This window comes from Enterococcus sp. DIV1307a (genome assembly GCF_050537425.1).
Classification (GTDB): Bacteria; Bacillota; Bacilli; order Lactobacillales; family Enterococcaceae; genus Enterococcus; species Enterococcus faecalis.
In genome coordinates this window covers 1-22,235 of sequence record NZ_CP172914.1, presented here as the reverse complement: position 1 = coordinate 22,235, position 22,235 = coordinate 1, and the positions used below count along the sequence as shown (strand labels likewise).

16 protein-coding genes are annotated in these 22,235 nt (G+C 37.8%); 1 reads left to right on the top strand and 15 read right to left on the bottom strand.

What is annotated here, in order from left to right; genetic code table 11:
- Positions 1-151: 151 nt before the first annotated feature.
- A complete protein-coding gene (locus tag IGL90_RS00080) occupies positions 152-3,037 on the bottom strand; it encodes a sigma 54-interacting transcriptional regulator (protein ID WP_002387433.1) in 2,886 nt (961 codons plus the stop codon).
- A gap of 253 nt (positions 3,038-3,290) precedes the next feature.
- Between IGL90_RS00080 and IGL90_RS00075 the strand changes: the two genes are divergently transcribed.
- Positions 3,291-4,922: an ABC-F family ATP-binding cassette domain-containing protein gene (locus IGL90_RS00075; protein ID WP_002359215.1), complete on the top strand. Its 1,632-nt coding sequence runs from the start codon at positions 3,291-3,293 to the stop codon at positions 4,920-4,922.
- Positions 4,923-4,961: 39 nt separating this feature from the next.
- Here IGL90_RS00075 and IGL90_RS00070 read toward each other — a convergent pair whose 3' ends face one another.
- From IGL90_RS00070 to dnaA, 14 genes are all read right to left on the bottom strand, one after another.
- Positions 4,962-5,831 carry a DegV family protein gene (locus IGL90_RS00070; RefSeq protein WP_002359214.1) on the bottom strand — a complete coding sequence of 290 codons (870 nt, stop codon included), beginning with the start codon at positions 5,829-5,831 and terminating at the stop codon, positions 4,962-4,964.
- Positions 5,832-5,955: 124 nt separating this feature from the next.
- Positions 5,956-7,248, bottom strand: coding sequence for an adenylosuccinate synthase (locus IGL90_RS00065; protein ID WP_002359213.1), 1,293 nt, complete (start codon positions 7,246-7,248; stop codon positions 5,956-5,958).
- Positions 7,249-7,484: 236 nt separating this feature from the next.
- Positions 7,485-8,852, bottom strand: coding sequence for a replicative DNA helicase (gene dnaB / locus IGL90_RS00060; protein ID WP_002381331.1), 1,368 nt, complete (start codon positions 8,850-8,852; stop codon positions 7,485-7,487).
- A gap of 273 nt (positions 8,853-9,125) precedes the next feature.
- Positions 9,126-9,578 carry a 50S ribosomal protein L9 gene (gene rplI, locus IGL90_RS00055; protein WP_002356023.1) on the bottom strand — a complete coding sequence of 151 codons (453 nt, stop codon included), beginning with the start codon at positions 9,576-9,578 and terminating at the stop codon, positions 9,126-9,128.
- 5 nt (positions 9,579-9,583) lie between these two features.
- Positions 9,584-11,608 carry a DHH family phosphoesterase gene (locus tag IGL90_RS00050; RefSeq protein WP_002363542.1) on the bottom strand — a complete coding sequence of 675 codons (2,025 nt, stop codon included), beginning with the start codon at positions 11,606-11,608 and terminating at the stop codon, positions 9,584-9,586.
- 156 nt (positions 11,609-11,764) lie between these two features.
- On the bottom strand, positions 11,765-12,004 hold the full coding sequence (gene rpsR, locus IGL90_RS00045; protein WP_002356021.1) for a 30S ribosomal protein S18: 240 nt from the start codon (positions 12,002-12,004) through the stop codon (positions 11,765-11,767).
- Positions 12,005-12,029: 25 nt separating this feature from the next.
- Positions 12,030-12,596, bottom strand: a complete 567-nt coding sequence (gene ssb, locus IGL90_RS00040; RefSeq protein ID WP_002379277.1) for a single-stranded DNA-binding protein — start codon at positions 12,594-12,596, stop codon at positions 12,030-12,032.
- A 44-nt stretch (positions 12,597-12,640) separates the two neighbouring features.
- Positions 12,641-12,943: a 30S ribosomal protein S6 gene (gene rpsF, locus IGL90_RS00035; protein WP_002356019.1), complete on the bottom strand. Its 303-nt coding sequence runs from the start codon at positions 12,941-12,943 to the stop codon at positions 12,641-12,643.
- A gap of 174 nt (positions 12,944-13,117) precedes the next feature.
- Complete coding sequence (gene gyrA, locus IGL90_RS00030; protein ID WP_002361457.1) at positions 13,118-15,619, bottom strand: DNA gyrase subunit A; 2,502 nt, start codon at positions 15,617-15,619, stop codon at positions 13,118-13,120.
- Positions 15,620-15,674: 55 nt separating this feature from the next.
- Positions 15,675-17,624 (bottom strand): DNA topoisomerase (ATP-hydrolyzing) subunit B, encoded by a 1,950-nt coding sequence (gyrB, locus tag IGL90_RS00025; RefSeq protein WP_002359210.1) that lies wholly within the window; start codon positions 17,622-17,624, stop codon positions 15,675-15,677.
- The gene (recF, locus tag IGL90_RS00020) at positions 17,621-18,748 is read right to left on the bottom strand and encodes a DNA replication/repair protein RecF (RefSeq protein WP_002356016.1); all 1,128 of its coding nucleotides are present in this window, start codon (positions 18,746-18,748) and stop codon (positions 17,621-17,623) included. The genes gyrB and recF overlap by 4 nt, the downstream gene beginning before the upstream one ends.
- Positions 18,735-18,980, bottom strand: a complete 246-nt coding sequence (yaaA, locus tag IGL90_RS00015; RefSeq protein WP_002356015.1) for a S4 domain-containing protein YaaA — start codon at positions 18,978-18,980, stop codon at positions 18,735-18,737. The genes recF and yaaA overlap by 14 nt, the downstream gene beginning before the upstream one ends.
- Positions 18,981-19,559: 579 nt before the next feature.
- Positions 19,560-20,690: a DNA polymerase III subunit beta gene (gene dnaN, locus IGL90_RS00010; protein ID WP_002356014.1), complete on the bottom strand. Its 1,131-nt coding sequence runs from the start codon at positions 20,688-20,690 to the stop codon at positions 19,560-19,562.
- A 201-nt stretch (positions 20,691-20,891) separates the two neighbouring features.
- Positions 20,892-22,235, bottom strand: a complete 1,344-nt coding sequence (dnaA, locus tag IGL90_RS00005) for a chromosomal replication initiator protein DnaA (protein WP_002356013.1) — start codon at positions 22,233-22,235, stop codon at positions 20,892-20,894.

Sequence of the window (22,235 nt, the reverse complement as noted above, 5' to 3'; positions counted from 1 at the left end):
ACTTAAAAATTTTAGGTAAAAAGGGACACCTTATTATAAGCAAGTTTCGTGCCAACTTTAGTGTATCGGTTCGAAACCTAGAAAATTATAGGTTTTTTTAAGAAAATAAAAAAAAACGATACACTAATAAATAGTGTATCGTTTTTCTGTATTAATCTAGTGTATCAATTTCGGTGATTTTATCTTCGATACACTGAGCATTTTTGACTAACTGTGCGATAAAATAAACTTCTTCTGCTGGAACATCCATATTAAGAGCTTCTTCCATAGTCTCAATTGAGGACACAATCACTGGATAAATTGGTTCTTGAACCAATCGACCAAGTTCCTTTTCTGAAACCGTCAGTGTATCATTCCGTAAAATACGCTCCAACATGCCCGATGTGTGCATAATCAAATTGATGTAAAATGTGTACTCTTCTGGCATCGCTAATTGGGTTTGGATATTTTTAGCGAATGACCACAACAGATCAATGATTTTTTTTCCATTAATGAAAGTGAAACTTTGCTCCATATATTTTAGACAAATTTCTTTTGCTGCCGCTTCGTCCAACGGCTTATTCATTACTTCTTCTTTCCGCTCTGCTAGTAATTGCTGAATAATTTTTTCTGCTTCACCGGAAAAGAAATTTTCCATGGAAATATAAGGAACACCAATTTTGGGATTGGTAATCCCAGTTGTCGCAATAATTTCATAGTCTTCTTGAATTTTAGGCAAGACTTCTTTCATATTTACAATGGACAAAGGAATCACTTCTAAATGCCAGTCTATTTGTGGCAAGACAGCTTCCTCAATAAGCTCTTTCATTCGGCGCGCAGTTCCTTCTCCAGAAGCGCAGATAGCAATAATTGCTCTTGTTTTCCAATTTTCAATGATTTGTTTCGTTTCACTTTGGCGAATATCGGCATAGCCATGAAAGTTTTTTAAAGACTCGTGAAGTGTTTCCAATTGCGTATCAATTAATGCGGTTTTGCGGGCCGCTTCAAGAACAATTGGCGTGGTCACCATGTCTACTGTCCGCACATCAATGCCTGTCTGGCGTACAATTTCTTCTGAAAAAGTACTTAATGAACCCATATCCACCAATAATAGTACGCCATTCTCTTCATTCACTTCACCAACTGCTTCAACGATTTTACGCAAAGCTTCTTTCGGTGGCATATCTAACGGCATATCCACAGCCTTCAAATTATCAACATTTAACAATTGAGAAACCACTTGTACCATACTGCTAGCGGTACTATTTCCGTGCGCAGCCACGACAATGCCAATCCGGCCAGCCTCAGGATTTTCTCTTAAAGAAATGAGCAAAACAGCTAAATAGTAACTTTCAGATTCAGGAATCTCCATCTGATAACTACTTTCAATAATATTTTTAATTTCTTTTGCTGTTTCAAACTCTGTTGGATAATCTAAAACCATATTTCGAATACTTTCATTTAAAGGATGCTTAGGATCTTTGCCTAATTGGATGCGTTTCAAGAAAGAACTAATGTGTAAACTCATTGCATAAATAAAGTTGGGTTGAAACGAATACGATAACCGCTTCGCTGCAAAATTATAAATTTTCTTAGTGACATCAATAATTCGTTGGTCAACAATTTCAGCCAATTTATTTTCTGTATCAAAGGTGAACCCATAATCTTTGTAGAAAGATTTTAAATGAACATTGATATCCGTTGTAATAAAATTATTAATTAGTTCTTGGTCCAAGCCGTCTGCTTTTAAGAGAGCCGCTTTATCTCCAATAATCTCATATAGATTGTAAGGCAATTCATAGGCATCTGACTGAATAGCTACTAAAGATTCATTTGGTGATACCACTAATTGCGGTTCCAGATATTTCGATAACTCCGACAATACTTCTCGATTACTGGCAAGTTGCATAATGCCTTCTTTGATATTGTCCGTTAATTCGTCCATCGTAATCATTAATTCCTCTTGTTCCATCTGATTAAGGAACCCTCGCGCAGTCACAAGTTGCACATTCGATTTTAGCTGACCGACATTTCCATAAGAAACACTTCCAATTAACGCTTTGACCACATCTTCTGACAAAGAGATTCGCCGTTGAATCCGCGCTGCTTCCATTGAAACCATCACTTTTAGGAGGTCAATTTTTTCTTTCGCAGGACGGTCACTAAAGTTCGGTAATTGAATGATAATCGGAATGCGTCGCACAAAAGTATTCAATAAAGAAGAAGTAGGATTCTCCGTCGTAGCACAAATAATCCGAACATCCGCATGATGTGATTTCACTGTTTCACCTAAACGCGCGTACACGCCGTGATCCATAAAATAAAAAATCATTTCTTGTCCTTCGGGTGGTAACCGATGTACTTCATCTAAAAACAGAATGCTGCCATCTGCTTCATCAATAATCCCTTCTTTCGCTTTCGTAGCGCCTGTGAAGGCCCCTTCTACATACCCAAATAAATGCGACATCAAAAGTTCTGGATTATGCGCATAGTCTGCACAGTTAAACACCACAAACTCTTTTTCTTTGGCCACAATTTGGTTCAGCTTCGCAAATTGAAACATGGCATGAGCAAAATAAGTTTTCCCAGAACCTGTTGGTCCAGTAATTAAACAATTCAAGCCTTTTGGCGGATATAAAATCGCTGCTTTGGCTTGTTCCACCGGCGTTTTCATGCTTCCAGCTGAACCGATAATTTTTTTGAAAATATCTTCAACTTCTGGGGTTTTACTTGTCGTGACTACTGGTTCAACCAATGGTTCGATAAAAGTTTTTGTGGAGTGATCCATTGATTTTTCCCGATAACTTTTAACTGGCTTGGTTAATGGTCGATGCTGAAACGCCACCTGCGCGACATATTTTACTGGTCGACCAGATAATTTTTTCAAGCGCCCTTCACGAACGAGTTGATTCAAATCTTTACTAGCATTGGTCCGCTGAATGTTTAAACGTTCTGAAATTTCTTGTGTCGTGACTCCCGCATCACTTGTTAAGGTCATTGGCGTTAAATTCTTCGTTTGCTCTTTAACATATTGATAGATTTTTTCAATCCGCTTCATTTTTGATGGCTCCTTTAATCGATACACTAATTAATTTACATGATACAGTGTATCATTAAAAAAATACACTAAAAACCCTTTCATGAAAAAAATTTCTGTTTCACATGAAACATTTTGAAAAAACGCCTTTTTTTCTATAAAAAACCCACCTTTTTATTCGTTTCTGTAAAAAGATTGAAACTCCTTGAAAAAAGGTTCTGTAGCCGATATAATGCAGAGAGGTTCAAGAATATATTAAAAGCGAGGAAAACAATTGATTACTGTTAATGATGTAAGTTTACAATTTCCAGATCGTAAACTTTTTGAAGAAGTGAATATTAAATTTACTCCTGGCAACTGTTACGGCTTAATCGGCGCAAACGGTGCAGGAAAATCAACGTTTCTTAAAATTTTATCAGGTGAGATTCAACCGACAACTGGCGTGGTTTCAATGGGTCCTAATGAGCGACTAGCAACGCTGAAACAAAATCACTTTGACTACGAAGACTACACTGTTTTAGAAACTGTAATTATGGGACATAAACGTCTTTACGAAGTAATGAAAGAAAAAGATGCTATCTATATGAAAGAAGATTTTTCAGATGAAGATGGGATTCGTGCCGCAGAACTAGAAGGCGAATTTGCTGAACTTGACGGTTGGGAAGCAGAACCTGAAGCAGCTGTTTTACTCCAAGGGCTAAACATTCCAGAAGAATTACATGATCAAAAAATGAGCGAATTAACAGCTGGTCAAAAAGTCAAAGTGTTATTAGCTCAATCTCTTTTTGGTAAACCAGATGTCTTACTATTAGACGAGCCGACAAATGGTTTAGACACCCGCTCAATCAATTGGTTAGAAGAATTTTTAATCAACTTTGAAAATACCGTTATCGTGGTTTCCCATGACCGTCATTTCCTAAACAAAGTCTGCACTCACATGGCAGATTTAGACTTTAGTAAAATCAAACTTTACGTTGGTAACTATGATTTCTGGTTGGAATCAAGCCAACTAGCGACAAAATTGCAAGCACAATCTAATGCCAAAAAAGAAGAACAAATCAAAGAATTACAAGACTTTATCGCTCGTTTTAGCGCCAATGCCTCAAAATCAAAACAAGCAACGTCTCGTAAAAAAATGTTAGATAAAATTACCTTAGATGACATTCAACCTTCCTCTCGTCGTTATCCATTCGTTGGTTTTACACCAGAACGTGAAATCGGCAATGACTTATTACAAGTTGAAAATGTCTCTGTAACGATTGATGGCAAAAAAATCTTAGATAATATCTCGTTCAACTTAACAAAAGATGATAAAGTGGCATTCATCGCTGACTCAGATATTACAACGACTACGTTATTCAAAGTGATTATGGGCGAAATTACTCCCGATACAGGTTCTGTTCGTTGGGGCGTTACAACTAGCCAAGCTTATTTACCAAAAGACAACAGCAAAGACTTTGAAGAGCCATTAACCATTTTAGATTGGTTACGTCAATTTGCTGGTAAAGAAGAAGATGACAATACGTTCTTACGTAGTTTCTTAGGTCGGATGTTATTCTCTGGTGAAGAGGTACTAAAACCAGTCAATGTTCTTTCCGGAGGCGAAAAAGTGCGTGTCATGCTTTCAAAATTAATGCTTTCCAAAGCCAATGTCTTAGTTTTAGATGATCCAACGAACCACTTAGACTTAGAATCAATCACTGCGTTAAATGATGGGTTGATGGCTTTCACTGGTTCAATTCTTTTTGCTTCACATGACCACCAATTTATCCAAACATTAGCGAACCGAATTATTGCTGTTTCTGATAAAGGGGTTATTGATCGGGCAGAAACAACCTATGATGAATTCTTGGAAAACCCAGAAATTCAAAAACAAATGGACGTTTTATTCAGTTCAGATTATTAAAAAAATAGAGAAGTCATTAAAAAATGACTTCTCTATTTTTTATTTTCTTTTTTCACCAAAAGAAAACACAGCAATACAACCTATTCCGGTATGACTAGTAATGGTGGGTCCTAGAGGATAAATCAGTATCTCATTAACCTCTATTTCTTTTTCAATTAATTCTTTGACTTTTTCCGCGTCATCTTTCGTTCCCGCATATGCAATCAATAGTGTTTGTTTCATTGGCTCTACAATGCCTTGAATCGTTTCTTGCGCAATCTTTTGCAAGGACTTGTTTCGTCCACGAGTTTTACCAACGGATGCTAGTTTGCCTGCCGCATCCACGCGAATAATTGGTTTAATGTTCATTAAGCCACCAAGTGCAGCCGCTGTTTTAGAAATCCGTCCGCCACGTTCTAAATGTTTTAAATCATCTACCGTTACCCACGAGTGAAGTTTCATTTTTTGCTCTTCAAGATAGGCAACAACTTCTCCTAATGAATGACCATCTGTTTGTAATCGAATGGCTTCTCGGACTAACATCCCTTGACCTAAGCTAGCTGCTTTTGTGTCAATAATATGAATTTCTACATTATCATACTCTTCTTTTAACATCTCTACTGATTGCAACGCACTTTGATAAGAGCCACTTAACCCAGATGAAAAAGCTAAATAAATCACCGGTAACCCTTGCTCCACAAAAGGACGGAAAAATTCATTGTAGCGTCCTACATTAACTTGAGAGGTAGTGGGCATACTTCCATTTTTAATAGCCGTTAAGAAGTTCTGATAATCAAACGTTTCACCTAAATCATCGCGATATTCTTTCCCGTCAATTTGAATATTCATGCTAATAAAAGGTACTTGGTTTTCTTTTAAGTATGTATACGGCAAGTCACAACAAGAATCTGTCACTAATTGATAATTCACGGACAATTGCCCCCTTCATGTTTTCTTTTATTTTACCATAGTTTTTCATTTTTATATAAAATTAAAAAAGAACGTAAAGGCTGAACTGGCATAAGCCATCCTTTACGTTCCCTTAAAAATCTGCTTAAATTTGTGCCCAAACGCTTTCTAAAACGTTCGTTTGGTTACGGTCTGGACCTACAGAGAATGTTGAAATGCGCACACCAACTAATTCTGAAATCCGATGCACATAGTTACGAGCATTAGCTGGTAAATCGGCTAAAGTTTTGCAACCAGTGATATCTTCAGACCAACCTGGTAATTCTTCATAAACTGGTTTACAGCGGCTTAATTCTTTCAAGCTTGCTGGATAATGATAAATTAATTCACCATCAAGTTCATAAGCTGTACAAATTTTCACCGTTTCTAAACCACTTAACACGTCAATCGAGTTTAATGACAAGTTTGTAATCCCTGATACACGTTTTGAATGACGCATGACTACTGAATCAAACCAACCGACACGACGCGGACGTCCTGTTGTTGTTCCGTATTCTTTACCGACACGACGAATGGTTTCTCCTGTTTCATCAAATAATTCTGTTGGGAATGGGCCGTCACCGACACGTGAAGTGTACGCTTTGCAGACACCAACCACTTTATTAATTTTTGATGGACCAACGCCACTACCGATAGTTACGCCACCAGCTACTGGATTAGAGGAAGTAACAAATGGATAGGTTCCTTGATCGATATCCAACATGACACCTTGTGCCCCTTCAAATAAAACCCGTTTTCCAGCATCTAATGCATCGTTTAAAATAACCGAAGTATCTGTAACATATTGTTTAATTTGTTGTCCGTATTCATAGTATTCTTCAAAAATATCATCAAATTCAATGGCTTCGCTATCAAACATTTTAACGAATTGACGATTTTTTTCTTCTAAGTTAATTTGCAAACGTTCCGCAAAAATTTCTTTATCCAATAAATCAGCGATACGGATTCCCACCCGTGCTGCTTTATCCATGTAGGCTGGGCCAATTCCTTTAATCGTTGTCCCAATCTTGTTTTCACCTTTCGCATCTTCTTGCAATTGATCCAATTTAATATGATACGGCAAGATGACATGGGCACGATCTGAAATACGTAAATTATCAGTGGCAACATTATTTTCTTTTAAATAAGCTAATTCTTTTACTAAAGATTTTGGATTCACAACTACGCCGTTACCAATTACACTAATTTTTTCTTTATAGAAAATCCCTGAAGGAATTAAATGTAATTTATACGTTACGCCGTCGAATTTAATGGTATGTCCGGCGTTATCTCCGCCTTGGTAACGAGCGATCACTTCTGCGTTTTCACTTAGAAAGTCTGTAATTTTTCCTTTACCTTCATCGCCCCATTGCGTTCCAACAACTACTACTGATGACATTCGAACACCTCGTTCATAATTTTTTTGTCCTGAATCATTGTACCAGTAAAACCAGTCCCTTTCAAGGGTAAAAATCGAATATTCTTTCACAATCAAAAGCGTTTCTGTCAAAAATACGAACATTTTTAGTTATGTTTTTGTAAAATAATAAAATATACGAATATTGTTCGTGTTTTACTCTCTGATTTTAATCCCTTAATAAGCAAAAAAACGAACTCAAAAAATGAGTTCGTTTTTTAAAATTCTGTCCTCGGCGAAAGCGAAGAAAATTTATTATATTCTTTAATGAAAAGTAATTCGACCGTTCCACGCGCACCACTACGGTTTTTCTCAATGATGACTTCTACAACATTGTCAACTTCTGGTGGCTCATGATCACCGTCTTCTCCTTCACCACGATCGTAGTAATCATCACGATAAAGAAAGGCAACGATATCGGCATCTTGCTCAATGGAACCTGATTCACGAATATCACTTAACACAGGACGTTTATCTTGACGTTGTTCCACGCCACGAGAAAGCTGTGACAAAGCGATAACCGGGACTTTTAATTCTTTCGCTAATTTTTTTAATTGACGTGAAATATCAGAAACCTCCTGTTGGCGGTTCTCTTTTCCAGTTCCTTCAATCAATTGTAGGTAGTCGATCAAAATTAGACCTAAGTTGCCTTTTTCTTGTGCTAATTTACGACATTTCGCACGAATTTCGGTAATTTTAATCCCTGGTGTGTCATCAATATAGATATTCGCACGGGACAAACTACCCATCGCAATAATTAAGTTTTGCCATTCTTCTTCAGATAATTGCCCTGTTCTTAAATGGCTGGCCTCAATGGATCCTTCTGCACAAAGCATCCGGTTCACTAATGATTCTGCCCCCATTTCTAAACTAAAAATAGCGACAGCTTTATCTGTCTTGGTGCCGACATTTTGGGCAATATTTAATGCAAAAGCGGTTTTCCCTACCGCTGGACGGGCCGCTAGAATAATTAGCTCTTCCGCTTGCAAGCCAGCAGTCATTTTATCCAATGCTTGATAGCCTGTAGGTAAACCAGTAATCTCTTCATCATTTTGGTATAATTGGTCAATATTCGCAATAGTTGTATTTAGAACATCTGAAATTGATAAAAAGCCACTACGATTCCGCTTTTCGGAGACTTCTAAAATGCTTCGTTCTGCATCATCCAAAATAGATTCAACATCTTCACCTTGCTCAAAGCCTTTAGTTACAATCTCTGTAGCGGTTTGGATTAAGTTGCGCAGCAACGATTTTTGTTCAACAATTTTTGCATAATAAATGACATTGGCAGCTGTCGGCACAGCTAAAGCTAAATCTGACAGATAACTTAGTCCACCAACATCTTCTAACAAATTCTCTTGTTCTAGGCGATCTTTGATTGTTACCACATCAATCGCTTCATTTCGGTCGCTTAAGGTCATCATCGTTTGGAAAATCAACTGATGACTACGACGATAGAAATCTTTAGGTTCCACATATTCCATCGCTTCTATTAGCACATCTGCATCTAAGAAAATAGAACCTAAAACGGCTTGTTCCGCTTCAATATTTTGTGGCGGTACCCTATCTTGCAATAATTCATTCATTTTGTTCTCTCCCACGATGTCTTACTTTCTGGTTCGTTTAGTCTATCCATTTTAACACAATTTCATTAAAAAAAGTACATTTTTTCTCTGCTGATTTCTCTATTTTTAGTTCACTTTCCAATTTTTAAAAATATACAATTAATAAAAATATAATACTTTCGTTAATTTAAATTGTTGTATATTTGATTTTTAAATATTATAAAAAATAATTCTAGTAATTTATTTCGCATAAAAAAGAAGCCGGAGAAATCGGCTTCTTTTTTATCGATTGTATTATTCCGCTACGACATGAACCTTAATTTTCGCTGTAACTTCATGATGTAGTTTGACTGGTACGTTAGTGTAACCTAGAGAACGAATTGGGTTGGCTAATTCGATTTTGCGTTTATCCAATTTTACATTGTATTGTTTGTTTAAGGCTTCTGCAATTTGTTTTGAAGGAATTGAGCCAAATAAACGGCTGTCTTCTCCAGCTTTTGCCTTGATTTCTACAACAGTCTTTTCATCTTCTAAAAAGGCTTGCATTTCTTTTGCTTGTGCTAAAACTTCTGCTTCATGTTTTTCTTGGGCTTTCTTTTGACCCGCTAACGCACTCATGCTCCCTTTATTGGCTTCTTTCGCATAACCATTTTTAATTAAAAAGTTTTGGGCGTAACCAGTTGGCACTTCTTTTACGTCCCCTTTTTTTCCTTTTCCTTTAACGTCTTGTAAAAAAATGACTTTCATTTCCTTCACTCCTGTTCATACATTTCATTAATATTTTGACGAATTACATCAAGTAGTTGCTCTTTTACTTCTGCTACTGTTACGTTTGATAATTGTACTGCCGCATTAGTAAAGTGACCGCCACCACCTAAATTTTCCATAATAATTTGGACATTAATTGAACCATTACTCCGAGCACTAATGCCAATCTGTTGATCCGTCCGCTTGGTAATGACAAATGCTGCATTAATCCCTGCCATAGAAAGTAATGTGTCCGCTGTTTTGGCAGCTGTGACACTATCATATTCTTTGTCTTCACTCCCTGCAACAACGACGGTATCTTTTGTGACATATTCGCTTTTAGAGATTAAATTGTTCATTTCCAGATAGCTTGTAAGATCAGAACTTAATAGATATTGTACTAAAGATGAGTCTGCTCCACAAGTTCGTAAATAACTAGCCACATCAAATGTTCGCGCCGTCGTTCGTGTATTGAAACTTTTCGTATCAACCACAATTCCCGCCAACATCATGGTTGCTTCAAAGGCCTGCAGTTTATTTGCGCTATTACTTTGATATTCGATCAATTCTGTGACTAATTCTGAAGCAGAAGAGGCAGAAGATTCAATATAAGAAAGCAAGGGTTTTGCTGGAAATTCGTCTCCTCGTCGATGGTGATCAATGATTACTACTTTATCAAAACGCTCATAGAGCTCTTGTGAGATCGATAGAGACGGTTTATGGTAATCTACCATAACTAATAAGCTACTTTCTTTCTTGCGCTTCATGGCCTCTTTAGGACTAATAATGCGCTCTTCTAATTCTGGGTACTCTTTAATCGCCTCTAACACTCTTTTGACATCGGGAATGATTTCATTTTCATCTAAAACAATCCACGCTTTTCGATTATTAAACGAGGCTAAACGAGCAACACCAAATGCTGAACCTAACGCATCCATATCTGGATAACGATGGCCCATAATATAGATGTCAGCAGATTCCGCAATAATTCCCTTAATTGCCATGCTCATTGCGCGAGAACGTACTTGGGAACGTTTCGTCGTTACTGCCGTTTTTCCACCAAAAAATAACGGCTTCGCTTCATCTTTGGCTTCTTTTACAACCACTTGATCACCACCACGAACTAAAGCTGTATCTAGGTTTGTTTGAGCCGTGGTCCCGGTTTGATCTAAGGTTGGGCCCCCATAAGCAATCCCCATACTTAACGTAATGGCTACTTCATGGTTAGCTGATTCCTTACGGATCGTATCCAAAATAGAAAATTTTTCGTCCATCATTTTTTGAATATCTTCCCATTGGGCAATGAAAAAATAACGTTCTGCGTTGATTCGCTTATAAAAAACTTTGTATTGGTCCATCCAATCAGAAACCATCGTCGTAATGAAACTATTCAAATAAGAAATTTCTTTCTCATCCATTGTATCGGTGACATCATCATAATTATCGACAGACACAATGCCAATAGCCGTTTGCATTTCGACTTTTTCTTGATACAAATTACTTTCTTTAGTGATATCTTCAAAAGTAATTGTATGTTGTTCTTTATTGACGCTAAAGCGATAGGTATTTTCGTCAATCGTAAAAATATCTTGGTTTCGTTCTGCTAATTCTAAATAAGACGTAACTTGGCTAGCGGTTAACGTTAGCTGATTGTCTTTATTAAAAATAGAAGCAGCATAAGGATTAAGCCATTCTACCGCGCGTGTTTCCCCGTTATACGTAATAATTCCCACAGGTACTTCATTTACAACATAATCCAACGATTGTTCAGCAATGGAACTTGCTTCTTGAATCTTTTCTACGTTCGTAATTTCTACATCTCTAATCAACAGCCGAATAACCACTAAGAGAAAGATATCTAATGCGATAATTACCGCCAATAGCAGCCATTTATTTGTTAGTAAGAAATAGAGGAGAAATTCTACTAAGAGAAGACCCACAACAATTAAGAAACCGTTTTTTTGAATTCTCTTCTTTTGCATTTTTTTGCCTCCAATCTTTCTGCAGACCTTTGAGGCGACTTGTTCCAACGAGCATATTGCTCTGGTGATTCACTAGTTATTTCATCCCTTATTTTATCACAAAACACTTCATTCTGCGAACCTTGTTATGTTTCACGTGAAACACTAGTCAAGATAAAAAAGAACCAAAGAGCAAGCTCTTTGGTTCTGGAAATTGTCATAAAATTATTGTTCGTCACTAACGAATGGTAATAATCCCATGATACGTGCGCGTTTAATAGCAATCGTTAATTTACGTTGGTTTTTAGCGCCAGTACCTGTAACACGACGTGGTAAAATTTTGCCACGTTCTGAAATGAATCGTTTTAACAATTCAGTATCTTTATAGTCGATGTATTCGATGTGGTTTGCTGCGATATAGTCGACTTTCCGACGTTTACGTCCGCCTCTTCTTTGTTGTGCCATTCTTGTTCCCTCCTATCAAATTCGTTTAGAATGGTAAATCATCATCTGAAATGTCGATAGATGAACCTGAGCCACCAAATGGATCAGAATCTTTATCGAAATCAGGCATACCGTTATTGTTTTGCGACTGAGAAGATGATGGATTGAAACTATTGTTGTTGTTATTAAATCCAGAACTGGCATTGTTATTACCAAAGCTACGATTTTGTGATTGATAACCATTTTCGTTGTTATTAAAGCTACCGCCGCCAGTTCCTCTTTGTTCTGAAGCAGAACGAGATTCTAACAATTGGAAGTTTTCACAAACCACTTCAGTTACGTAGACACGTTGACCTTGTTGGTTCTCGTAGTTACGAGTTTGAATTCTTCCGACAACACCTAATAATGTACCTTTACGGGCATAATTAGCCATTGTTTCTGCGGGTTTACGCCAAATCACACAGTTGATAAAGTCTGCTTCACGATCACCATTTTGATTCGTAAAGTTACGGTTTACAGCAAGTGTAAAGGTCGCAACAGCTGAACCACTAGCGGTGTAACGTAAGTCAGGATCTTTTGTCAATCTTCCGACTAATACAACGTTATTAATCATTCAAAACATCTCCTTTCGTCAATAAATGTTTCATGTGAAACAAATTATGCTTCTACCTTCACGATCATATGACGGATAATATCGTCATTGATTTTTGCTAAACGATCAAACTCGTTGATTGCGCCAGCTGTTGATGGAGAAGTAACATTAACGATATGATAGATGCCTTCACGGAATCCGTTCATTTCATATGCTAAGCGGCGTTTTTCCCAATCTTTAGATTCGATAACTTCTGCTCCGTTATCTTTTAAGATTGTGTCGAAACGTTCTACTAAAGCAGTTTTTGCTTCTTCATCAATGTTCGGACGAATAATGTACATGATTTCGTACTTCGTATCTTGACTCATTGATTTTCACCTCCCTATGGACTTCAAGGCTCTTAGTTGGCTAAGAGCAAGGAGAACATACCTAAAAAGGTAGTTCACAATCTCTAATTATATGCTAATTGATGGACAAAAGCAAGAAATAGTTTTGAAAAGCCCCAATAAAAAAGTTTCGCCAACTGGCGAAACTTTTTTATGTTATTCTTCTGTTTCTGATGTTGTTTCGTTTTCTGTTGTTTCTACAACTTCAACGATTTCTTCTTCCACTTCTTCTGGTTCTACAACAGCCATTGTTACCACTTTGGCACCATCTTCCATTCTCATTAAACGAACCCCTAATGTTGCGCGTCCTGTTTGAGAAACAGAATCAACGTTAAAGCGGATAATGACGCCTTTGTTCGTAATCAATAAGATATCTTCATCACCATTGACCGTGGTTAAACCAGCTAATGGACCATTTTTCTCAGTGATATTTGCTGTCTTAATCCCTTTACCGCCACGTCCTTTAACTGGATATTCAGAGGCTTTTGTACGCTTACCATAACCATTTTCAGTAATGACTAGGACTTCTTTATTTTCATCCAGAATCGCTGCGCCGACCACATAATCATTTTCGCGGAGACGGATTCCACGAACACCTGATGCTGTCCGGCCCATATCACGTACAGTATTTTCATCAAATGTGACAGAGTATCCTGCATGTGTTCCGATAATCATCTTCTGATTGCCATTAGTCGTTACTACGTTAACTAACTCATCATCTTCTTTTAAGCTAATGGCGATTAATCCATTACTACGGATATTAGAAAAGGCTGTTACGGCTGTCCGTTTGACGGTTCCTTTTAAGGTTGTGAAGAACAAGTATTTACCTGCTTCCGCTTTGCCCTCAACAGAAATAATCGCTTGAATTTTTTCTGCAGAATCAATTCCCAGTAAGTTAATCACTGGAATTCCTTTTGCTGTTCTACCGTATTCAGGGATTTCGTAACCTTTTGCTCGGTAAACTTTCCCAGTGTTCGTAAAGAATAATAACGTGTCATGTGTTGAACAAGAAACTAGGTTTTTCACGAAATCATCATCATGAACGCCCATGCCTTGGACACCACGTCCGCCGCGGCGTTGCGCCCGGAATTCGGAGTTTGCCATCCGCTTAATGTAGCCGTTATTGGTTAATGTAATCACGACTTCTTCTTCTTCGATTAAATCTTCATCTTCAAGACTTAGGACTTCACCTACTAATAATTCTGTGCGTCGTGCATCACCAAATTTTGTGCGAACGTCATTTAACTCTGTTTTAATGATTTCAATGACGCGTTCTGGGCGGGCTAAAATGTCCTCTAAGTCCGCAATGAATTTCAATAGCTCTTGATATTCATTTTCAATTTTGTCGCGTTCTAAGCCTGTTAAACGGCGTAAACGCATATCTAAAATCGCTTGCGCTTGACGATCTGAAAATTCAAAGCGTTCAATTAACGTTGCTTTTGCTTCGTCATCTGATTGTGACCCACGGATAATGGCAATGATTTCATCGATATGATCTAAGGCAATTCGTAGACCTTCTAAAATATGCGCCCGTGCTTCTGCTTTGTTTTTGTCAAAAATCGTCCGGCGAGTAATGACTTCTTTTTGGTGCTCGACGTAGTTTTCTAAAATACGTTTCAAGCTTAAAATTTTCGGTACGCCTTTTTCGATGGCTAACATGTTAAAACCAAAAGATGTTTGTAAGGCAGTCATTTTGTACAAGTTGTTTAACACAACAGAGGCACTCACATCTCGACGAACATCGATGACAATCCGCATGCCTTCACGAGAAGATTCATCCCGCAAATCAGTAATTCCTTCAATTCGTTTATCTCTGTGTAATTCAGAAATTCGTTCGATTAATTTGGCTTTATTCACCATATAAGGCAATTCAGTTACTAAAATACGTTCTTTTCCATTCGGCATTTCAGTCAATTCAACTTTTGCACGAACAGTAATCGAACCTTTCCCTGTTTCATATGCTCGGCGAATCCCTGATTTCCCCATCACTAAACCGCCTGTTGGAAAATCTGGTCCAGGTAACACTTCCATCAATTCATTCGTCGTTACATCAGGATTGTCCATCAATAAACTTGTTGCATCAATCACTTCACTTAAATTGTGTGGTGGAATATTTGTTGCCATCCCCACCGCAATCCCCGTTGTTCCGTTAACTAGTAAGTTTGGAAAACGAGCAGGTAAAACTACTGGTTCTTGTTCTGAATCATCATAGTTTCCTTGGAAATCGACTGTATTTTTGTTAATATCTCGTAGCATTTCTAAAGCAATTTTACTCATACGTGCTTCGGTATAACGCATAGCGGCAGCGCCGTCACCATCGACGGAACCGAAGTTTCCGTGGCCGTCAACTAACATAGCCCGATAACTAAAAGGTTGTGCCATCCGCACCATTGATTCGTAAATCGCACTGTCCCCATGGGGGTGATATTTACCCATAACATCCCCAACAATCCGGGCTGATTTTTTGTGTGGTTTATCAGGGGTTACCCCTAATTCGTTCATTCCATATAAGATTCGGCGATGAACAGGTTTTAAACCGTCACGAACGTCAGGTAACGCGCGGGCTACGATAACACTCATTGCGTAGTCAATGAAAGATTCTTTCATTTCGCTGGTCAGATTGACGTCTTGAATGTTTTCTTTAATTTCTTCACTCATGAATTTTTTCCCCTCTAAATATATGTTCTAGCGTCTCTTACAACGTTGCGACACATTAAATATCCAAGTTTTTCACGTAATGGGCATTTTCTTCGATAAACGCACGACGTGGTTCCACACGATCGCCCATTAGCATTTCAAAAATTTGGTCAGCTTCAATGGCATCATCGACACTCACTCGCGCCATTAATCGTTTTTCTGGGTCCATTGTTGTTTCCCAAAGTTGGTGATCATCCATTTCACCCAACCCTTTGTAACGTTGAACACTTGGTTTTGGTGAAGCAGGTAATTCTTCTAACACTTTTGCTAGTTCTTCTTCAGCATGTTTGCCCGGTTGAACGTAGGTGATGTTTTTCCCTTGTTTCACACCATATAGTGGTGGTTGGGCAATATACACATAACCAGCTTCAACAATTGGCCGCATGAAGCGATAGAACAAGGTTAATAACAACGTTCGAATATGCGCACCATCGACATCGGCATCGGTCATAATTACTAGTTTGTGATAGCGTGCTTTAGAAACATCGAAATCTTCGCCGAAGCCTGTTCCCATAGCTGTAAATAATGATCGAATTTCTTCATTGGCTAAAATTTTATCCATGCTGGCTTTCTCAACATTCAAGATTTTCCCACGAATTGGCAAAATGGCTTGGAATTCACGGCTACGTCCTTGTTTTGCTGAACCGCCGGCCGAGTCTCCTTCGACGATAAATAATTCGCATTTTTCCGGATCTTTACTTGAGCAATCAGCCAGCTTCCCTGGCAAGTTGCTAATTTCTAAAGCGCCTTTACGACGGGTGACTTCACGGGCTCTTTTAGCGGCTAAACGAGCTTTTGAAGCCAACATGCCTTTTTCGACAATTTGTTTGCCGACTGTTGGGTTTTCCATTAAAAATTTTGTAAAGTATTCTGAGAATAGACGATCCGTAACGGTCCGTACTTCTGAGTTCCCTAATTTCGTTTTCGTTTGTCCTTCAAATTGAGGATCGGGATGTTTGATGGAAACCACTGCGGTTAAGCCTTCACGAACATCTTCCCCAGTTAATTTTTCATCGTTTTCTTTCATCAATTTTTGTTTACGTGCATAGTCATTAATCACACGTGTTAAAGAAGTTTTAAAACCAGATTCATGCGTTCCGCCTTCATAAGTATGAATATTGTTGGCAAAACTTAAAATATTTGAGTGGTAGCCATCTGTATACTGCATTGACACTTCCACTGTAATATCTTGTTGCTCTCCTTCAATGAAGATTGGCTCTGGGAAAATAACGTCTTTATTGGCATTTAAATGCTCAACATAACTCTTAATCCCGCCTTCATAGTGATACTCTTTTTTATCTTCTTGTCCTTCACGACGGTCTTCAATTGAAATGTGTAAGCCTCGATTTAAAAAGGCTAATTCACGAACCCGTGTTGCTAATTTATCAAAATCATAAACGGTTGTTTCTGTAAAAATTTCAGGATCTGGAATAAAGTGAACAGTGGTTCCGTGACGATCCGTTTCTTCGATAACTTTTAGGTCATCAACAACCGCACCACGACGATATTCTTGGTAATACACTTTGCCATCTTTATAAACACGAACATCTAAACTGGTCGATAAAGCATTAACAACAGAGGAACCAACACCGTGCAAGCCACCTGATACTTTATAGCCGCCACCGCCAAATTTCCCGCCGGCATGTAGCACTGTAAACACTGTTTCCACAGCTGGGCGACCTGTTTTGGCTTGAATCCCGACTGGAATTCCACGACCATCATCGATAACAGTAATACTATCGTCTGGTTCGATAATTACTTGAATTGATTTAGCAAATCCTGCTAAGGCTTCGTCGATAGAGTTGTCAACGATTTCCCATACTAAGTGGTGTAACCCTTCGCCACTAGTAGAACCTATGTACATACCAGGACGTTTCCGGACAGCTTCTAAGCCCTCCAAAACTTGAATCTGACTAGCGTCATATTCTTGCGCACGTTCTCTCATGTTTTTTTCTTCTTCTGTCATGTCGCTGAATTCCTTTCTATCTTGCCTTGTTGAACATAGAAAATATCTGGTTCAACTGTTAGCTTGTCTTTTATGTGATCTAAACTAGTTGTCGTTAAGAACGTTTGAACTTTGCCTTCAATCGTTTCTAACAAGTGAATTTGACGTTCATTATCTAATTCACTCATGACATCATCTAGTAATAACACAGGATATTCTCCTGTTTCTGAATGCATCAAATCAATCTCTGCCAATTTAATACTTAAAGCTGTCGTTCGCTGTTGGCCTTGTGAGCCATACGTTTGAACATTTTGACCATTGACAATAAACAGCAAATCGTCACGATGAGGGCCTAAAAAAGTATTCGCTTTAAACAATTCACGCTTACGATTGTTCATTAATTGTTGGAGCAATTGATTTTGAAGTGCTTCTAAGGAAAGATCCGTGTTGTCAATTGGGATGCTTGATGCGTAGTCAATGGTGAGCGTTTCGCGTCCATGACTAATTTTTTGATGGAGTAAGTTTGCCCAGTGTTCTAATTTTTTAAGAAAACCTAACCGAGCGTATAGAACTTTCCCGCCAAATTCAGCTAGCTGCTCTGTCAAAATATCCAGATAAACAGTATCTGTTTGTTTCTTTTCAGCTAGTTGTTTTAGGTATTGGTTCCGTTGCTTTAAAACAGACTGATATTGGACAAGATCATAAAGATAAATAGGACTCACTTGTCCGAGTTCCATGTCAATAAATTTCCGGCGGACTTGAGGTGAGCCTTTCACCAAAGATAAATCTTCTGGGGCAAATAAAATAACATTCAGTTGCCCAATGTACGCACTGAGCCTTTTTTGCTCAATGTGATTAACCTTGGTTTTACGTCCTTTGTTGGAAATTAAAATTTCCAACGGCACGGTGCCTGTCTTTTTTTCAACCACACCGCTAATTTTAGCTGCTGCTTGTTCCCAGCCAATTAATTCTTTTTCATTGCTGGTTCGATGACTTCGTGTCATTGCTAGAACATAAATGCTTTCTAACAAGTTGGTTTTTCCTTGGGCGTTTTCGCCTAAAAAAAGATTTAACGTTTTTGGAAAATCTAAGCTGACTGTTTCATAATTACGATAATGCTGAAGTGTCAGCTCATTCAGCCGCATCGTCGGACTCGTTTCCGTTTTTCACCATAAAAAAAGTACCTTCTTCAGGTATCTCAATCATCATGCCCGCATAAAGTTTCCGTCCGCGACGATTTTCCAACTCGCCATCAACAAACACGCTATTATCTGCCAAATACCATTTGGCTTGGCCGCCACTACCAATGACGTTGATTTCTTTAAGAAACTGACCAAGCGTTATATACTCAGTTGCTAAAACAAACGTTTTTTTCAATGTGCATCCCTCTTTTTTCTAATACGTTCTCATATATATTATACCCTTTTTCATAAGAGAAAACAAATTTATCTGTCTAATTTTCATTCTAAGCAATTTTAATTCTAAATGACCGAAAATATTATTAGGATAAAAAAACTCTTAAAAAGCATTTTAAAACGGAAATTGATATTTTCTTGAGAAAAAAGGGGCCTGATTTGGCAGAAATGACGAGTAGCGTTTAACTAAAAAACAATTAGGGGTAACTCAAAGACAAACGAAGAGGGCGCGCAATGAAGAAAAGTAGCTTGTAGAGGTCTGAGCGTCGTTTTAAGCAACGTAAACTTCTTTCACTAGGAAATATTCATAAAAAAATGAACAGCCCTTAAACGAAAAATTAAAGGGCTTTTTTCTTTATCCACGAAAAAAAAGGCAGAATTTATTCGTCAAACGATAGTTCAAACATTCACAATCATATTAGCGTAAAAGCTATTCTAGTTTTAAAAAGCTTATCTAGCAGCGTTTATCGGCTTTAAACAGACGACAAAAAAGAACCTTCGGCGATCATAGTGATTTTCCGAAGGTCTTTTTTAAACATGATTAATTTGTACGAACCGGTGTAATTAGTTGAATGAAATCTAGTTCTGTTTCGGTTGGCTCCAATGTAAACGGACGAATTGGAGAAAGGAATTTCACGGTAATATTCATATCGCCAAACGCTCGCAACGCATCTTTCATATAATCTGGGTTGAAAGAAATATCCAACGCTTCACCAGAAACATTTTCATAGTTTAACGCTTCTTCGACTTTTCCAATTTCAGGTGAATTTCCATATAAAACAACAGAATCTGGTGAAATTGAAAGGCGAACAATATTGTTACGTCCTTCATGAGAAAGTAAAGAGGCACGTTCGATTGCTGAAAGCAATTCTGGTACATAAAATTCAATTTGCGTGTTATGGCTAGTTGGAATTAAACGGTTGGTATCAGGATAATTTCCTTCTAACAAACGAGAATAGAAGTACATTGTTTCTGTTTTAAATAGCACTTGGTTTTCCATAATGCTGATTTCAACCATTTCTTCTTCATTGGTTAATGAACGAGAAAGTTCAGTTAAACTTTTTCCTGGAATTACAATGTTAAAGTCTTCTACTGCTTGTTCTGTCGGGATCACACGTTGACTTAAACGATGTGAATCTGTCGCAACGGCAAGTAATTTTTGATTTTCTAAAATAAAGTGGACCCCAGTTAAAATTGGACGACTTTCGTGCATCGATACAGCAAAACCTGTTTCACTAATAATTTTTGTCAATAAATGAACAGGTAATTTCATTTGGTTTTGAGTATCAATTACTGGTAAGTGCGGATAATTATCAGCATCTAATCCATTGACCGTAAAATCAGCTTTTCCTGAAGTAATTGCAACTTGATTGTTATCTAGAACTTCCATTGTGAACATATCTTCTGGTAATTTACGAATAATTTCGCCAAAGAAACGAGATTGTAAAACGATGCTACCTGTGCGTTCAATGGTCATTTGAGCTTTTTCATCGTCTTTACTTAAAAAACTTTCAATTGAAATATCCGCGTTACTCCCAGTAAGTGATAAGCCATCTTCTGATAACACAATTTTAACACCTGTTAAGATTGGAATCGTTGTTTTAGAAGAAATTGCTCGTTGAACAGTTTGTAATTCTTGTAAAAAGACACTTCGTTTGACCGTTAATTTCATAATGTAAACTCCTTTTTAAGTATTTTCAATACGTTCTAATTTTGTACGCCACTGTTTTGTATATTATATATAAATAAATAATAAAAGTAATAGGACATGTTGATTCTGTGGAAAAGTCAAAAGAGCATTGATTTTACTAAGTTATCCACTTGTGTATAAGTTGTGGATAACTTTGTTCTTTTTTGTTTAGTTTTCCACATCCTAAGAGTTCAATAAATTTTTAATTTCACTGACTTCTTTTTGAATCGCTGGATCTTTTTCCAATAATTGCTGAATCTTTTCGTGCGCATGAATCACCGTGGTATGATCTTTGCCGCCAAATTCGGCACCAATTTTTGGCAAGGAATTGTCGGTCATTTCTCTAGCAAGATACATTGAGATTTGACGAGGAACCACAATTGTTTTCACCCGTTTTTTCCCTTTTAAATCTTTAAGAGGCACATGATAATATTTGGATACTTCTTCTTGAATTTGTAAGATGGACAATTGATTTTTACTACCAACTGATTTTAGAGATTTCAAGGCGTCCGCCGCTAAACTAGTGGTAATATCTTCTCCATTAATAGTTGCAAAGGCTTGAACGCGGACCAAAGCACCCTCTAATTCACGGATGTTGGAATCGATTTGACCAGCGATATAACTTAGTGTATCATCCGGAATTTCTAAACGCTCGGCATCTGCTTTTTTGCGCAAAATTGCAATCCGTGTTTCTAAATCAGGCGGGGTGATATCGACAGACAAACCCCAAGCAAAGCGAGAAACTAATCGTTCAGGTAATTTTGGAATATCATTCGGCGGGCGATCACTTGTTAAAACAATTTGTTTATTTTCATTGTAAAGATCGTTGAAGGTATGGAAAAATTCTTCCAATGTTGCTTCTTTTTCCGCCAAAAATTGAATATCATCGACTAATAATAAGTCAACATTGCGATATTCTTTCCGAAATTGTTCGGATGTCTTTGTTTGAATTGAGTTGATAAATTCATTCGTAAACGTTTCGCTACTAACATATTTGACTTTGGCATCTGGTTGATTCACTAACATTTGATGACCAATGGCATGCATCAAATGGGTTTTCCCTAACCCTACACCGCCATAGAAGAAAAGGGGATTGTAAATCGAACCCGGATCCTCGGCAACAACAAGCGCTGCAGCGTGAGCCATTTGGTTTCCTTTACCAATAACGAAGGTGTCGAAAGTGTACTTAGGATTAAGCATCGCTTTTTTACTTTGTTCACTAAAAACAACTTCTTCTTCGGCAGGTTCTTCGAGTTCTTGTGCCAGTGCTGCGTCTTTTTCATCGGCAACAACAAAATGGGGCATCACTTCTGCACCGGTCAATTTAAATCCAGTTTCGACAATTTTTGCCGAAAGATTTTTTTCCCAGTAATCACGATGAACTGCAGAAGGGACTTCTAGCCACAATTGATTGTTGTCTAATTTCAAAGGGCGTGTGGTTTTAATCCAAGCATCAAAACTTGGCGCCGACAAAATCGCTTGATAGGCTTCTTCAAGGCTATGCCAAAAACTTTCCACGTCGGGCAT

Bases quoted from the DNA above. Each gene is read 5' to 3' on its own strand.
- rpsF (WP_002356019.1), bottom strand. From the start codon at position 12,943: ATGAGTCAAGATACGAAGTACGAAATCATGTACATTATTCGTCCGAAC.
- IGL90_RS00065 (WP_002359213.1), bottom strand. From the start codon at position 7,248: ATGTCATCAGTAGTAGTTGTTGGAACGCAATGGGGCGATGAAGGTAAA.
- dnaN (WP_002356014.1), bottom strand. From the start codon at position 20,690: ATGAAATTAACGGTCAAACGAAGTGTCTTTTTACAAGAATTACAAACT.
- rplI (WP_002356023.1), bottom strand. From the start codon at position 9,578: ATGAAAGTCATTTTTTTACAAGACGTTAAAGGAAAAGGAAAAAAAGGG.
- gyrB (WP_002359210.1), bottom strand. From the start codon at position 17,624: ATGACAGAAGAAGAAAAAAACATGAGAGAACGTGCGCAAGAATATGAC.
- IGL90_RS00080 (WP_002387433.1), bottom strand. From the start codon at position 3,037: ATGAAGCGGATTGAAAAAATCTATCAATATGTTAAAGAGCAAACGAAG.
- dnaA (WP_002356013.1), bottom strand. From the start codon at position 22,235: ATGCCCGACGTGGAAAGTTTTTGGCATAGCCTTGAAGAAGCCTATCAA.
- recF (WP_002356016.1), bottom strand. From the start codon at position 18,748: ATGCGGCTGAATGAGCTGACACTTCAGCATTATCGTAATTATGAAACA.
- dnaB (WP_002381331.1), bottom strand. From the start codon at position 8,852: ATGAATGAATTATTGCAAGATAGGGTACCGCCACAAAATATTGAAGCG.
- ssb (WP_002379277.1), bottom strand. From the start codon at position 12,596: ATGATTAATAACGTTGTATTAGTCGGAAGATTGACAAAAGATCCTGAC.
- rpsR (WP_002356021.1), bottom strand. From the start codon at position 12,004: ATGGCACAACAAAGAAGAGGCGGACGTAAACGTCGGAAAGTCGACTAT.
- gyrA (WP_002361457.1), bottom strand. From the start codon at position 15,619: ATGAGTGAAGAAATTAAAGAAAACATTCAAGACGTCAATCTGACCAGC.